General features: G+C 68.8%; 13 protein-coding genes. 2 read left to right on the forward strand and 11 right to left on the reverse strand.

Annotated features, from left to right (window positions below):
- Positions 1 to 2 precede the first annotated feature (2 nt).
- The gene (dapC, locus tag ACVT6V_RS23080) at positions 3 to 1,124 is read right to left on the reverse strand and encodes a succinyldiaminopimelate transaminase (RefSeq protein WP_489896421.1); all 1,122 of its coding nucleotides are present in this window, start codon (positions 1,122 to 1,124) and stop codon (positions 3 to 5) included.
- 10 nt (positions 1,125 to 1,134) lie between these two features.
- Positions 1,135 to 1,464 carry a ferredoxin gene (gene fdxA / locus ACVT6V_RS23085; protein WP_489896422.1) on the reverse strand — a complete coding sequence of 110 codons (330 nt, stop codon included), beginning with the start codon at positions 1,462 to 1,464 and terminating at the stop codon, positions 1,135 to 1,137.
- Positions 1,465 to 1,851: 387 nt separating this feature from the next.
- Here fdxA and ACVT6V_RS23090 point away from each other — a divergent pair, with 387 nt between their 5' ends.
- Both ACVT6V_RS23090 and ACVT6V_RS23095 read left to right on the forward strand, forming a co-directional pair.
- Positions 1,852 to 2,445, forward strand: a complete 594-nt coding sequence (locus ACVT6V_RS23090) for a cupin domain-containing protein (RefSeq protein ID WP_489896423.1) — start codon at positions 1,852 to 1,854, stop codon at positions 2,443 to 2,445.
- A 5-nt stretch (positions 2,446 to 2,450) separates the two neighbouring features.
- The gene (locus ACVT6V_RS23095) at positions 2,451 to 2,825 is read left to right on the forward strand and encodes a rhodanese-like domain-containing protein (RefSeq protein ID WP_489896424.1); all 375 of its coding nucleotides are present in this window, start codon (positions 2,451 to 2,453) and stop codon (positions 2,823 to 2,825) included.
- Between the two features lie 276 nt (positions 2,826 to 3,101).
- Here ACVT6V_RS23095 and cofG read toward each other — a convergent pair whose 3' ends face one another.
- The 9 genes from cofG to ACVT6V_RS23140 form a co-directional block, all read right to left on the reverse strand.
- A complete protein-coding gene (gene cofG / locus ACVT6V_RS23100) occupies positions 3,102 to 4,349 on the reverse strand; it encodes a 7,8-didemethyl-8-hydroxy-5-deazariboflavin synthase CofG (RefSeq protein ID WP_489896425.1) in 1,248 nt (415 codons plus the stop codon).
- Positions 4,346 to 5,851, reverse strand: coding sequence for a flavin-containing monooxygenase (locus tag ACVT6V_RS23105; RefSeq protein ID WP_489896426.1), 1,506 nt, complete (start codon positions 5,849 to 5,851; stop codon positions 4,346 to 4,348). Before ACVT6V_RS23105 ends, cofG begins: the two co-directional genes overlap by 4 nt.
- On the reverse strand, positions 5,848 to 6,969 hold the full coding sequence (locus tag ACVT6V_RS23110) for an FO synthase (protein WP_489896427.1): 1,122 nt from the start codon (positions 6,967 to 6,969) through the stop codon (positions 5,848 to 5,850). The genes ACVT6V_RS23105 and ACVT6V_RS23110 overlap by 4 nt, the downstream gene beginning before the upstream one ends.
- 64 nt (positions 6,970 to 7,033) lie before the next feature.
- Positions 7,034 to 7,408: a facilitated glucose transporter gene (locus ACVT6V_RS23115; protein WP_489896428.1), complete on the reverse strand. Its 375-nt coding sequence runs from the start codon at positions 7,406 to 7,408 to the stop codon at positions 7,034 to 7,036.
- Entirely contained in the window at positions 7,408 to 8,301 is an 894-nt protein-coding gene (gene mshB, locus ACVT6V_RS23120; protein WP_489896429.1) for an N-acetyl-1-D-myo-inositol-2-amino-2-deoxy-alpha-D-glucopyranoside deacetylase, read from the reverse strand. The genes ACVT6V_RS23115 and mshB overlap by 1 nt, the downstream gene beginning before the upstream one ends.
- Complete coding sequence (locus tag ACVT6V_RS23125) at positions 8,298 to 10,217, reverse strand: ABC transporter family substrate-binding protein (RefSeq protein ID WP_489896430.1); 1,920 nt, start codon at positions 10,215 to 10,217, stop codon at positions 8,298 to 8,300. Before ACVT6V_RS23125 ends, mshB begins: the two co-directional genes overlap by 4 nt.
- A gap of 86 nt (positions 10,218 to 10,303) precedes the next feature.
- Entirely contained in the window at positions 10,304 to 12,214 is a 1,911-nt protein-coding gene (typA, locus tag ACVT6V_RS23130; protein WP_489896431.1) for a translational GTPase TypA, read from the reverse strand.
- A 210-nt stretch (positions 12,215 to 12,424) separates the two neighbouring features.
- Positions 12,425 to 12,859, reverse strand: a complete 435-nt coding sequence (locus ACVT6V_RS23135) for a (deoxy)nucleoside triphosphate pyrophosphohydrolase (protein ID WP_489896432.1) — start codon at positions 12,857 to 12,859, stop codon at positions 12,425 to 12,427.
- Complete coding sequence (locus ACVT6V_RS23140; RefSeq protein ID WP_489896433.1) at positions 12,856 to 13,950, reverse strand: ABC transporter ATP-binding protein; 1,095 nt, start codon at positions 13,948 to 13,950, stop codon at positions 12,856 to 12,858. The genes ACVT6V_RS23135 and ACVT6V_RS23140 overlap by 4 nt, the downstream gene beginning before the upstream one ends.

Here is a 13,950-nt window from a genome sequence, read left to right on the forward strand (position 1 = left end):
CGCTAGCCGCGCAACCGCTCGGCGGCGGCGGCGATTCGCTCGTCGGTCGCGGTGAGCGCCATACGGACGTGGCGTGATCCGGCTGGACCGTAGAAGTCGCCCGGGGCCACCAGGATGCCGCGTTCGGCAAGCCAGTCGAGAGTGGTCCGGCTGTCCTCGTCGCGGGTGGCCCACAGGTACAGGCCGGCCTCGGAATGATCGACACGGAACCCGGCGTCGCCGACCGCGTCGAGCAACAGCGCACGCCGGGCCCGGTAGCGCTCGCGCTGAGCGTCCGCGTGGACATCGTCGTCGAGCGCGGCCACCATCGCACCCTGGATGGGGAATGGGACGATCATCCCGGCGTGCTTGCGGACCGCGAGCAGTTCGGCGATCAGTTCCCGGTCGCCGGCGAGGAATCCCGCGCGGTAGGACGCCAGGTTCGACACCTTGGACAGCGAATGCACCGCTATCAGGCCCGTGTGGTCACCGTCGCTCACACGCGGATCGAGGATCGAATATGCTTCGCCCTCCCAGGTGAGACCCAGATAGCACTCGTCGGACACCACGATCGCGCCGCGCTCGCGGGCCCACGCGATCACCTTGCGCAGGTGGTCGGCGCCGAGCACCTTGCCGGTGGGGTTCGACGGCGAGTTGAGGAAGACGAGCGCCGGAGACGTCGGGCCCAACTGCACGGTCGAGTCGGCCCGGACCGGCGTCGCGCCCGCCAGGAGTGCGCCGACCTCGTATGTGGGATAGGCGATCTCGGGAATCACCACGACGTCGCCGGCACCGATGCCGAGCGTCGACACGATCCCGGCGATCGCCTCCTTGGTCCCGATGACCGGCAGCACTCCCGATTCGTCGAGACCTGACGCACCGTAGCGTCGTTCCATGGCGGCAACCACGGATTCCCGCAGTTCGGTGGTACCGATCGTCGTCGGGTAGCCGGGGAACTCCGATGATGCGGCCAGAGCGTCACGGATAATCGGATCGACCGGGTCGACCGGAGTCCCGACCGACAGGTCGACGATGCCGCCGCGATGTGCGGTCGCACGTGTCCGGGCCGCTCCGATGGTGTCCCAAGGGAAATCGGGGAGGATGGCGCTGACCCGGCGACGTGTCGCAAACCCAGGCGTGTTCACTGGCCGGAGATCATTCCTCTTCGTTCATCGGGGGCAGGCCCTTGATGAACGCAGGATCGTGTTCGGTCTTTCCGACCTTGCTGGCGCCGCCCGGCGACCCCAGATCGTCGAAGAAGTCGGCGTTGGCGCTGACGTACGGTTCCCACTCGTCGGGCACATCATCCTCGTAGAAGATCGCCTCCACCGGGCACACGGGCTCGCAGGCTCCGCAGTCGACGCACTCGTCGGGCTGGATGTAGAGCATCCGGCCACCCTCGTAGATGCAATCCACCGGGCATTCCTCGACGCAGGCCCTGTCCAGAACATCCACACAGGGCTCCGCGATGATGTACGTCACCACACTCTCCTTCGCTGCAAACTCGCTGGCCTCCCGCGATCGCTGCCGCGGCGTCGCTGTCGGCACGGCGCGTGGGCTGGTCGCGCCTCGTCTCGAACCACGCGGCGACCCCCGATCATCGGGTCGGTTGCACAGCAGTCCGCCCCCAAGAGTATCGGGCGCCCGAAGAGGTCACCGACCCCCGCCCCCATTCGCCCGGCAGGGCGTAACGGGGATCACACTGCCGGACCGAGGTTGTGATCAGCCGGCGTCGAACTCTCGACGTCGCGGGATCGTGCAGCGAACCTGGGACACGTGAGAGAACACGCACCCATCGGTGGGGTCCGCAGCGCGATGTGTCCGGGCCGTCCGACCTGACACCGTCCCCGTTGACCCCACTCGAAGGACCCCATGACCACCACGTTGCGACGTCCGGATTCTCACCACCCCCGGTTCGATCCGACCCAGGCCCGTACCGCGAACCTGCCGACGCGGCTGCGCCCGGCCGATCTGCTCCGTATCACCGACCAGGGCGTCGCCGACGTCATCGACGGTGCCTATGACGATCTGCTCCCACACCGATGGGATCCGGTCGAACGTTGGGCGACCCGACTGGAGTCGGACGACGATCTCGATCTGTGGCTCATCAGCTGGACGCCGGACCGGTCGACCGAACTGCACGATCACGCCGGGTCACTGGGCGCCCTGACTGTTCTGAGCGGCGCGCTACGCGAGTATCGGTGGACCGGCCACGACCTGACACTGCGTATCCTGACCGCGGGTGATCAGGCCTCGTTTCCGCTGGGCTGGGTACATGATGTGCAACGACATGATTCGCTGACCGTCACGCCCTCGGCATCGACCGATACCCTGGCCGAACCCGTGACGCCGACGTTGAGTGTGCACGCGTACTCCCCGCCGCTGACGGCGATGTCCTATTACGCGGTGACCGACCATCACACGCTGCGACGCACCCGCACCGAACTGACCGACGAACCGGAGTGACCCTGATGCCGACCATCGACGATCTGCTTCTCGAAGCGCGTGACCGACTGGTACGTCTCGACGCTGCCGCGGTCGCGGCAGAGGTGGCCGCGGGTGGCGTCCTCGTCGACATCCGACCGGCCGCCCAGCGCGCCGCCGAGGGTGAGGCTGACGGAGCACTGGTCATCGAACGCAATGTCCTCGAATGGCGGTGTGACCCGGCGAGCGATGCCCGGGTACCGGAGGCCGTCGATCATGACGTGCGGTGGATCATCCTGTGCTCACAGGGGTACACCTCGAGCCTGGCCGCGGCCTCGCTGCAGCAACTCGGTCTGCACCGCGCCACCGATGTGGTGGGCGGCTACGAAGCGCTCCGGGCGTTGCCCACCGCTATTTCCTGACCCGCGCCGGGTTCTCTCGGCGCGTACTCGGGTTCTGTCGGCGCGAGGTCGGGTTCTGTCGGCGCGAACTCGGGTTCTGTCGGCGCGAGGTCGGGTTCTGTCGGCGGGATCTGGGGTTCTGTCGGCGCGAGGTCGGGTTCTGTCGGTGGAATCTGGGGTTCTGTCGGCGCGAGGTCGGGTTCTGTCGGCGGGATCTGGGGTTCTGTCGGCGGGATCTGGGGTTCTGTCGGCGCGAGGTCGGGTTCTGTGGGTGGAATCTGGGGTTGTGTCGGCGGGTCAGGCGACCGCGGGCCAGGGACGTCCCTGCGGGATCACTGCTGCGGCCAGGCCGGTCGCCGGGTCGGCGACGGCGCCGACGTGATCGGCCAGTGACGGATCGATCCATTCTGTCCGGCCGAGAACGTACGGGGGCTGCGCCGTGATGCGCTCGGTCAGCGTGTGGCCGGTCGCCGCGGTGATCTCGGCGAGCGCGTCGAGGTTGGGCCAGGGGCGCTCGGGATTGACGTGATCGGGCGTCAACGGCGAGACCCCACCCCAGTCGTCGATACCCGACGCGATGAGCGCCGCGCATTCCTCGGCGGACACCAGGTTCGGTGGCGCCTGCACCCGCATGTGCGGTCCCAGCACGACGCGCGCCACCGCGACGGCCGCGAGGAACTCGGTCATCTCGGCGTCCGGGTTCCCGCGCATCGCCGTGTCCGGCTTGGCGCGGAAGTTCTGCACGATGACCTCCTGGATGTGGCCGTGCCTGCGGTGCACGTCCGCGATCGACAGGAGGGACTCGGCGCGTTCGACCAGCGACTCGCCGATACCAACCAGGATTCCGGTGGTGAACGGAATCCGTTCGGCACCGGCATCTTCCAGTACCTGCAGCCGAACCGTCGGATCTTTGTCGGGGCTACCGTAGTGAGGTTGGCCCTTCTCGGTGAACAGCCGCCGCGAGGTGGTCTCCAGCATCATCCCCATCGACGGCGCGACCGGACGGAGGCGCCGCATCTCCTCGGCGCTCATGACTCCCGGGTTGAGATGCGGGAGCAGGCCGGTCTCCTCGAGTACCGCCACCGCCGCCGCGCGAACGTACTCCAATGTGGAGGCGTAGCCGCGCGCCGCGAGCCAGTCACCCGCCTGCGCCCACCGCGCCTCGGGTCGGTCGCCGAGGGTGAACAGCGCCTCTTTGCAACCGAGAAGTGCGCCCTCGCGGGCGATCTCGAGCACCTCGTCGATCTCCAGGTACATCCCGTGCCCGTCGCGGGCGAGTTTGCCCGGCACGGTGACGAAGGTGCAGTAGTGGCAGCGGTCACGGCACAGTCGGGTCAACGGGATGAACACCTTGCGGGAGTAGGTGATCTGCCGCGCCCGGCCCACCTCGGCCAGACCGGCGTCGCGGACCGGGCCGGCAATCGCCTGCAGCTCGAGCAGATCGTCGCCGGAAGCGGCGAGCAGGGCGGTCGCCTGCGCGGTGTCGAGTTGTTCTCCGGATCGCGCCGCCGCCAGTGCGGACGCGGTCGATACGGCATCGGTCATCCGTGCTGATCCTTCGGGTCGGGGCGTCGCGGTACGACCAGGTACGGCTGTGGGTCGAAGGCACCATTGCGTTCTCGGAACGACGCCGCGGTGCCCGGCCACAGCAGGGTGAGCCGTCCGCTGCCGGGGTCCACATACCAACTGTCACATCCGGTCAGCCACACCGTCGAGGCGCTGCGTTCGTCGATCTCCCTGGTGTAGGCCGCCTCTGCCGCAGCCGACACCTCGAGAGACCGACTTCCGCTGTCGCCCAGGTAGTCCAGTGCACCGAGAACGTAGTCGAGCTGTGTCTCGATCATGTAGATCGCGGAGTTGTGGCCGAGCGCGGCATTGGGACCGTCGAGCACGAACATGTTCGGGAACCCGCTCACGGCCGTGGAGGCGTACGACACCATGCCGTCGGACCAGTGCTCGGCCAGTACGCGGTCACCACGACCCCGTATCCGCACCGCCGCCGGCGGTCGGCCGGCCTGGAACCCGGTCGCCATCACCAACACGTCCAGGTCGTAGGTCTGGCCGCTCATCGCCCGCGCCTTGCACTCGACCACCGATTCCAGGGCGCTCGCCTCGAAGACCACGTTGGGACGTTGCAGCGCCGGGTAGAAGTCGTCGCTGAGCAGGATTCGCTTGCAGCCGATCTCGTAGTCGGGGGTCAGCGCGGTGCGCAATGCCGGGCTGCTGATCTGGTCGCGGAGATGACCCAGGGCGCGGTCACGGATCACGTCGATGTCGGGATGCAGGCCGAGTCGTTGCCGGAACGCCTTGTCGGCGTCGACCAGCATCCGGTCGCGCAGCGAGTCCGCGTTCTCCGGGATGCGCAACTCGGCGCGCTCCTCTTCGGAGATCACCCGATCGTCGCGGGGAACGACGTAGGGCGGTGTGCGCGAGAACACGACGAGCTCCTCGGCACCCTCGGCGAGGTGCGGGATGACCTGGACCGCGGACGCACCGGTACCGACGACGCCGATCCGCTCGCCGCCGGAGAGCAGGTCGTCACGCCATTGCGCGGTGTGAACGACTGTGCCGGTGAAGGATTCGATCCCATCGACCTCGGGGAAGTGCGGCTCGGACAGTCGACCGACCGCCATCACCAGAACCCGGGCGGACACGGGCCCCGATCCGGTGGCCAGATGCCACCGGGACACGGACTCGTCCCATCGAGCCTGCTCGAGTTCACAGCCGAGCCGGATGTGTGGCGTGAGCCCCTCGTCCTGCACGGTCTGCTGAAGATAGCGCTGGATGTCGGCGCCGCGCGGGTAGAGGGTCTCCCAATCCCATGGTGGCCGAAAGGAGAACGAATAGAGATGGGCCGGGATGTCGCAGGCGATCCCGGGATACGTGTTGTCCCGCCAGGTGCCCCCGACGGCATCCGCACGCTCGAGGACGACGAAGGACTCGCGATCACGCCGGGCCAGCCGGGTGGCCATGCCGATCCCGGCAAATCCGGCGCCCACGATCGCGACGTCCACCTCGAGTGCAGCCGCTGACGGGCGGGCGATCATGGACGCACCTGTGGGATCTGGAGCAGGCGGTCGGGCGAGGGATCGGAATAATCGGTGTTGCGTTGGCGCAGTGTACGTCCCGCGCGCGCCGCAAGGTCGACGAGTTCGTCGATCTCGAGGACGTGGCCGGCCTCCTGGCCCGCGGTTGGCATCAGTTCGCCGTCGATGAGCAGGCCTCCGATGTCGTCGACTCCCCCGCCCAGCAGTTGCTCGGTGGTGTCCCGGTCGTGTTTGGTCCACGCCACCTGCAGGTGATCGAACCGCCCCAGCGTGAGGAGTCGGGCCACGGCGTGCAGCGCACGCGTTTCCCGTCGCGACACGGTCGCGGTGGCGACGTCGGCGAGGTGCGGCGCCGCATTGGCCGGCAGCAGCGGCATCAGGATCAGCTCACTGAAACCACCGGTACGGCTCTGGATCTCGTTGAGCAGCCGCAGATGGGCGACCTGGTGCCGGGGAGTCTCGACGTGACCGTACAGAAGTGTCGCGGTGGAGAACAGTCCCACCCGGTGGGCGGTCTCGATCGAGTCGATCCAGTCCTCGATCGGGGGTGCGCCACCCTCGGTGAGGCGGGACCGGACCTCGTCGTCGAGAACCTGCGCGGCCGTGCCCGGCACCGATCCGAGGCCGGCATCGTGGGCACGACTCAGGAAGTCGGCGATCGGGATACCCATCCGCGCCGCCGCATCACGCACCTCGGGGGGTCGGAAGGCGTGCAGGTGCATGCCCGGCGCCGCATCGTGGATGGTCCGGACGAGGCGCAGATATCCATCGCTCGGCGCGTCGGCGGGCAGCGGCCCCTGCAGACAGATCTCGGTCGCCCCGAGCCGCCACGCCTCGGCGACGAGGTCCGCCGGCGAGGGCACCGCGTCGCCGCCACCGACCACCGCGGTGTCGAGATTACGATTGACGACGAACGTCAGGGTGTCGCCGCCGATGACCCGTCGCCGGGCTCCGTCGGCCAGCGCGCAGAGTTCGTCGAGTTCGGCGCCGGACGAGCCCAACAGCGCCACCCACTCGTCGTCGCCGAGCGAGGACGGGTCGTCGGAGACATGACGCAGTGCTTCCCGGGCTTCCTCCACCGCGGCGTGCGCGTCCTGAGCCCACTCCCGCAGGACCATTCCCTCACTCTAACCGCACGCGCGGCCGGACCGACGGGCCCCCGATGTCGGCGTCGTCACGGGGTCAGGCATCGTCGGGCATCGGCAACCGGCCCGACCACACCAGCGCGGCCGGGAGACCTGCGCCGATCGCCAGCAACGCCAAGGTCGGGAGCATCAACACCCCATCGGGTACCAGCACCACATCACCGCCGGGACCGGGCAGGGCCCCGACGACGAGGGCGAGCAGCCAGGCCAGCAGCGGCAGGTATCGCACCGGCCCGTCGGTGATGCAGGCGGCCAGCCAGAGCAGGACGCAGTTGACGACACCTGCGATCAGCGCGGCCAGCGGTATCGCGATCCCGCCGAAACGCAGGTAGGCGAAGGCGACGGACATCACGCCGATCACGAAGCCGTCGATGATCAGGAACACCAGCAGGGCTCGGTCGATGACTCGCATCACGACACTCCGGCGAACAAGTCGGTCTCCCGGCGGCCCGGAACCGCAGGATGGGCCGGCTCGGAGGTGAGGATGAAGTGTTCCCGGTCGAAGATCGGCTGCAGGATGTTGTTCGACAACGCGTACTCGGTTCGGGAGCCGGAGACCGTCACCTGGGTGGCGTGCGCAGCGAGCGCGGCCGCCTTCCGACCGAGGTACGGCGCGATGTCGATCTCGGTGGTCACCGCGGTGTCGGGATGGCTGGGCAGTTCGGCCACGTCGGGCAGTCGCCAGCCGCTGGGCACCCGCGGGCGCGCAGCCACCAGCCCGGCCTCGAGTGCGGACCGTTCGGTGACCGACTCGTAGACCTTCGGACCGGGAACTTCCCCACCGCCGAGGCGGTCACGCACGAGCGGCACCGCAGCCACCGTCGACTCGTGGACGAGCTTGTGGTCGGGATGACCGTAGGTGCCCGCGTTGTCGTAGGTGACGATGACCTGCGGCGCGAAATCCACGATCTCGTCGACGAGCGTGGCGACCAGGTCGGCGAAAGCCGCTTGTACGAGCGCGCGCGGGTGCTCGGCCGACGGCGCACCTGCCATCCCCGAATCACGCCAGTGACCCGCTCCTCCGAGAAAGCGCGGGCGCAGCGCCTCGCGGCCCGACGGTGTCAGTGCGGCCAGCGCCCGACTCAGTTCCAGAATTCGGTACCCGCCCAGCTGGTCGGCGCCGCCGTCCGCGGCCAGTTGCGCCCATTCGTCACCGATGACCTCACCTTCTTCACCGAGCGTGAAGGTCAGGACCCGGACATCGACCCCTTCGGCGAGGTACCGGGCGATCGTGCCGCCGGTCATGATCGTCTCGTCGTCGGGGTGCGCGTGCAGCAGGAGCAGGCGTCGATCGGTGTTGGTCATCGCTGCTCCCACGCCACGGTGTCGCCGAAGATCGCGACCTGGATCGGCCCGGACAGCGGGACGTTCGCCACCTTGTCGGTCACGCCGACGAACATGCTGTCCTGGTAGACGGGCAGATAGACGAACTGTGCCGCCAGCAACGGTTCGGCGGCGGTCAGCTGCGGGATGGGATCGGCCGCCGACAGCGCGTCGCGCGCCAGTCCGATCAGCTCGGGATCGCAGATACCGGACACGTTGCTGGCATAGCTGTCGTCGTTGGCTCCGACCTGTCCGGGCGCGACGCTGGCCGGCGTGGGCGGAGTGGACAGCGAGGGGGCCGTCCCCGGCTTGGGCTGGTCGCAGTCGACCTGGCTGGCCAGCGCGGCGGCCGGCGGTACCCCGAGGCCCTGCCATCCGATGACGAGGTCGACCCGCGCGTTCGTCAGCGCGACGCCGTAGAGCTCACTGTTGGGCAGCGCCACCACCGCAGCCCGGACTCCCTGCCCGCGCAACTGGTCGACGATGTTCGCCGCGGCCGACGTCGACCGCGGGTCACCGCTGATGGCCCCGACGCGGACGGTGAGGTCCTCGCCGTCCTTCTGGTATGGGGCGATCCCGGTGGGCAGCGGTTCGACGGCGACGTCGCCGTCGGCGGCTCCCGATCCGGGATCGCTCGAGGACGATTCGGTCGTCGACGGGCTCGATGCGGTCGGACTGCTCGATGCGGTCGGACTGCTCGATGCGCCCGCGGCGGTGGACGCGCGGGGCTCCGATTCCGGCGCGGCGCGTTGGTAGCCCTCGTCGGCCAGCAGGGCGGCGATCGTGTCCGCCGATGGTCGCGTCCGGGTCACCGGGAAGTAGCCACGATCGGTAGGCGCGAAGACGGTGTTCGCGAACGGGGTGACGTTGTCGTCGCCGGCCCCGGCAAGGGTCACCAGTTGCGGGTCGATCATCCCCAGGATCGCACGCCGCGTCGGCAACGAACGCATCGTCGACGTTCGCGCGTTGACGCTGATCGACAGTGCCCGCGACGTCGGGTTGCGTCGGGTCGCCAGGCCGGGCACCGCGCTGAGCTCGGCGGTGGTCGCAGGACCGGTCCGGACGGCGGTGACCGCCGAATCACCGGAACGAACGGAGTCGACCATCTGTGAGGCCGTCCCGGCCCGCCGCAGCACCACCTGATCGAGGGTCGGCGTCTTCATCCAGAAACGGTCGTTGCGCACCAGGCGCACCTCGTCACGCGTCTGGTCGATGGAAACGATCGCGAACGGCCCGGCCGACAACGGTTTTCCGCTGTCCATGCCGGTCTGGAAACCCGCAGGCGCCCCGCGCAGGATGTGGCTGGGCAGCAGGTCGGTGAACAGCTCACGCCACGCCGGGTAGGGGCGCGCGAACGTCACCTGGACCTCTTTGCCGCCGGACCGGGATTGCACCGAGTCGATCAGGCGGTAGCCGGCGGGGGCGACCACGTTGGGTTGGCGTGACATCTGCTGCCACAGATAGGAGAAATCGTCTCCGGTGACCGGCAGACCGTCGGACCACTGGGCGTTGGTCTGGATGTGATAGGTGACGGTGAACGGATCCGTCGAGGTGACCGACGCCGACGTGATCAACGCATCCTGACGCTGCCAGACGACCCCTGCGGGTGTGTCGACCGGGCGGAACGCACTGGGCAGTGTCATGGCGGCCACCGCGGTGGTGACGATTCCCTGATCGGCTCCGATGTGCGGGTTGAATCCGCCGCCCACCGAGTCGGTGGCGACGTAGACCGTCTTCTCCGTCGGGTACTCGGTGGGTGTCGGTGGTGGAGCCGTCTCGCGCACGGGTGGTGGCGGGTTCGACATGCATGCCGAGACCAGCAGCAGGAGCGCTCCGACGAGCGCGACCAACCGGCCGTGACGGCGGATCGTCGGCAGCCCTGTGAACCGAGCCGACATCGATCTCGCATGCCAACGACTCACCAGATGTACCCCCAAGGTCACGATGCGCCCGTAGCCACCCCGGGCACGGCCATTCCCCTGCCCTATCCGACCGCCTGATCGCGCGTTTTCGCCCGCGACCGTTCCCGGGCGCGGGTCGACGCGTCGAGATGAACCTTACGCACCCGCACGACCTCCGGAGTCACCTCGACACACTCGTCGGCAGCGCAGAACTCCATCGCGCCCTCGAGTTCGAGCTGCATGGGCTTGGCAAGTGTCTCCATCACGTCGGCGGACGACTGCCGCATGTTGGTGAGCTTCTTCTCACGGGTGACGTTGATGTCGAGGTCCTCGGCGCGCGGGTTGATGCCCACGACCATGCCCTCGTAGGTGTCGGCACCGGGCTCGACGAAGAACGTGCCACGGTCGGCGAGCTGGATCATCGCGAAGGGTGTCACCGAACCGGTGCGGTCGCTGACCAGCGAACCGGTGTGACGCGCCCGGATCTCCCCGGCCCACGAGTCGTAGCCGTCGAACACGGCGTTCGCGATGCCGGTGCCACGGGTCTCGGTGAGGAAGTCGGTGCGGAACCCGATCAGACCGCGCGAGGGCACGATGAACTCCATCCGGACCCAGCCGGTGCCGTGATTGTTCATCTGCTCCATGCGCCCCTTGCGGGCTGCGAGTAACTGGGTGACCGCGCCGAGATACTCCTCGGGCACGTCGACGGTGAGGTGCTCGAACGGCTCCTGCACCTTGCCGTCGACCTTGCGGGTGACCACCTGGGGTTTGCCGACGGTGAGCTCGAAGCCCTCGCGGCGCATCTGCTCGACCAGGATGGCCAGCGCGAGCTCGCCACGACCCTGGACCTCCCAGGCATCGGGACGGCCGATGTCGAGGACCCGCAGCGAGACGTTGCCGACCAGTTCGGAATCCAGGCGCGACTTGACCATGCGCGCGGTGAGCTTGTGACCGGAGACCTTGCCGGCCAGCGGCGACGAGTTGGTGCCGATGGTCACCGAGATCGCCGGCTCGTCGACGGTGATCCGCGGGAGCGGCTTGGGGTCGTCGAGGTCGGCGAGGGTGTCACCGATCATGATCTCGGGCATGCCCGCGACTGCCACGATGTCGCCGGCCGCGGCCGACTCCGCCGGTGCGCGCTCGACGCCGACGGTGGCGAGGAGTTCGGTGATCTTGGCCTTCTCGACCACGGGCTCGCCGTCGACCTCACGACACCACGAGATCTGCTGACCCTTGCGCATGGTTCCGTTGTGGATGCGGACCAGCGCGAGGCGACCGAGGAAGGCCGAGGCGTCGAGGTTGGTGACATGCGCCTGCAGCGGAGCCTCGGGATCCCCCTTCGGGGCGGGCACGTGCTCGAGCAGGACGTCGAAGAACGGGTCGAGGTTCTCGCCGGCCGGGACCTCGCCGTTGGCGGGCTGCTCCTGGCTGGCGATTCCGGCCCGGCCGGAGGCGTAGAGCACGGGCAGTTCCAGCGCGAGCTCGGCCGCGGCGGCCGCTTCGTCGTCGAGATCGGAGGCCAGGTCGAGGAGCAGATCCTGGCTCTCGTCGACGACCTCTTGGATTCGAGCATCCGGGCGGTCGGTCTTGTTCACCACGAGGATGACCGGCAGGGACGCCGCCAGCGCCTTGCGCATGACGAAGCGCGTCTGCGGCAGCGGGCCCTCTGATGCGTCCACCAGCAGGACCACGCCGTCGACCATCGACAGGCCGCGCTCGACCTCGCCGCCGAAGTCGGCGTGGCCGGGGGTGTCGATCACGTTGATGACGACCTCGGTGCCGTCGGGCTGACGACGGTGTACGGCGGTGTTCTTCGCGAGGATGGTGATGCCCTTCTCGCGTTCGAGGTCACCGGAATCCATCACGCGGTCGACGAGCTCGGCGCGTTCGCCGAAGACGCCGGACTGGCGCAGCATCGCATCGACCAGCGTGGTCTTGCCGTGGTCGACGTGCGCGACGATCGCGACGTTGCGGAAATTGTGGACAGCGCTCACTGACTCGTCTTTCGGATCGGATTCTCAGACCGAGATCGGCCCGGTCAAGCGTAACGGAATCCTTCGTGAGATCGCCGTCACAGCGACCAAAGGGCAGCCCGGGTACAGAGGCAATACTTTCACACTCGGTCGGGTGACCCGCTCAGCGGGCCGCACTGCGGCCCCCGTCGACGCCCGAGCAGTAGCCCACCCGGCCCGCCGGTCGCGCTGTCAGCCCCCGAGGTCCTCGAGGAGTTCGGCGACCCACGCCGTGTCGGCAGGCACCAGGTGCCCGCCGTCCGCGAGTGCCCGCAGTGCATCGGCATCGACCCAGCGCAGCGCCTCGTGCTCGGACGGGTGTGGACTGCCGTCGACGATCTGGGCACGCAGTGCGATCAGCCTGAGGTCGGCCCGCAACGGGACCGTCGCGCGCAGCGCGGCGCCGACGCGCACCGTCACACCGATCTCCTCGGTCAGTTCCCGCGTGAGCGCGGCCTCCCAGGTCTCCCCCGGTTCCACCTTGCCGCCGGGCAACTCCCACAGACCTGCGACCTCGGCCGGGTAGCGACGCTGCGCCAACAGCAGACGACCGCCGTCGATGATGGCGCCCGCGACGACCACGCGCGGATCCCGCACCGGGTCGTGCTCGCAGCGGATCTCGTTCATGGGCCGATCACCGCCACACGCTCGGGCACCACCCTCAGGTGCACCCGGTCACCGATCGCGACCGGCTCGGAGGTGACCGCGTCCACGTCACCGGCATCCGACCGAACCCGCAGTCGCCGACCACTGGGCAGGTCGGCGACCATCGCGACGATCCCGGCCGCAGTCGGATCCGGAGCAGTCGGGTTCGGTGCAGTCGGGTTCGGAGCCGTGGGGTTCAGAGCCGCCGGTTCCGGAGCCGCCGGGACCGGAGCAGCGCCGCCCTCTGCGCGCACCGACTCGGGTCGCAGTCCCAGCAGAATTCGCCCGTCGGGCAGGTCGACGGACACGTGGCCGAGGGCGGTCGAGGCGGAACCTCCGACGATCTCGGCGTCGATCACCGTCGTCACACCGAGGAACCGGGCGGTCCACTCGTCGACGGGACGCGACCAGAGTCGTTCCGGCACAGCGGTTTGCACGAGTTCCCCGCCCCGCATGACGGAAATGGTGTCGGCCATCAGCGCGGCCTCGGTGTGATCGTGGGTCACCACCACGGTCGGGGTGTCCGCGGCCCGCACGATCTCGCCGATCTCGGTCGCCAGCTGGTCACGGAGCAGCCGATCCAGAGCCGCGAGCGGTTCGTCGAGCAGCAGCAACCGTGGCCGCGGGGCCAGCGCACGGGCCAGTGCGACCCGCTGCGCCTGCCCTCCCGACAGCTCGTCCACCCGCCGGGTACCGAAGTCGGGCAGGCGGACGAGGTCGAGCATCTCCGTTACGCGCGTACGGATCTCGGATCGCGGCCATCGTCGCATCCGCAGTCCGTACGCGATGTTCGATGCGACGGTCCGGCCGGGGAACAGCTGACCGTCCTGGAACACGACGCCGAAGTCGCGACGATGTGCCGCAACTTCGGCGAGATCGCCGTCATCGAACCGAATCGCTCCGCCGCTCAACGGTTCCAACCCGGCCACCGCCCGGATCAGGGTCGACTTGCCGCATCCCGACGGCCCGAGGAGCGCGGTCACCACCGACCCGGATGTACCCACCGTCCAGCTCAGGTCCTCGAGGACCACCGTCGACCCGTAACGGACCGACACGCCATCGATCTCGAGCAT

The organism is Gordonia sp. LMA167 (assembly GCF_058130025.1).

Coding starts and splice junctions, on each gene's coding strand:
- ACVT6V_RS23135 (WP_489896432.1), bottom strand. CDS start 12,859: ATGAACGAGATCCGCTGCGAGCACGACCCGGTGCGGGATCCGCGCGTG.
- ACVT6V_RS23095 (WP_489896424.1), top strand. CDS start 2,451: ATGCCGACCATCGACGATCTGCTTCTCGAAGCGCGTGACCGACTGGTA.
- ACVT6V_RS23125 (WP_489896430.1), bottom strand. CDS start 10,217: ATGTCGGCTCGGTTCACAGGGCTGCCGACGATCCGCCGTCACGGCCGG.
- ACVT6V_RS23140 (WP_489896433.1), bottom strand. CDS start 13,950: ATGCTCGAGATCGATGGCGTGTCGGTCCGTTACGGGTCGACGGTGGTC.
- cofG (WP_489896425.1), bottom strand. CDS start 4,349: ATGACCGATGCCGTATCGACCGCGTCCGCACTGGCGGCGGCGCGATCC.
- mshB (WP_489896429.1), bottom strand. CDS start 8,301: ATGACCAACACCGATCGACGCCTGCTCCTGCTGCACGCGCACCCCGAC.
- ACVT6V_RS23090 (WP_489896423.1), top strand. CDS start 1,852: ATGACCACCACGTTGCGACGTCCGGATTCTCACCACCCCCGGTTCGAT.
- ACVT6V_RS23110 (WP_489896427.1), bottom strand. CDS start 6,969: ATGGTCCTGCGGGAGTGGGCTCAGGACGCGCACGCCGCGGTGGAGGAA.
- ACVT6V_RS23105 (WP_489896426.1), bottom strand. CDS start 5,851: ATGATCGCCCGCCCGTCAGCGGCTGCACTCGAGGTGGACGTCGCGATC.
- ACVT6V_RS23115 (WP_489896428.1), bottom strand. CDS start 7,408: ATGCGAGTCATCGACCGAGCCCTGCTGGTGTTCCTGATCATCGACGGC.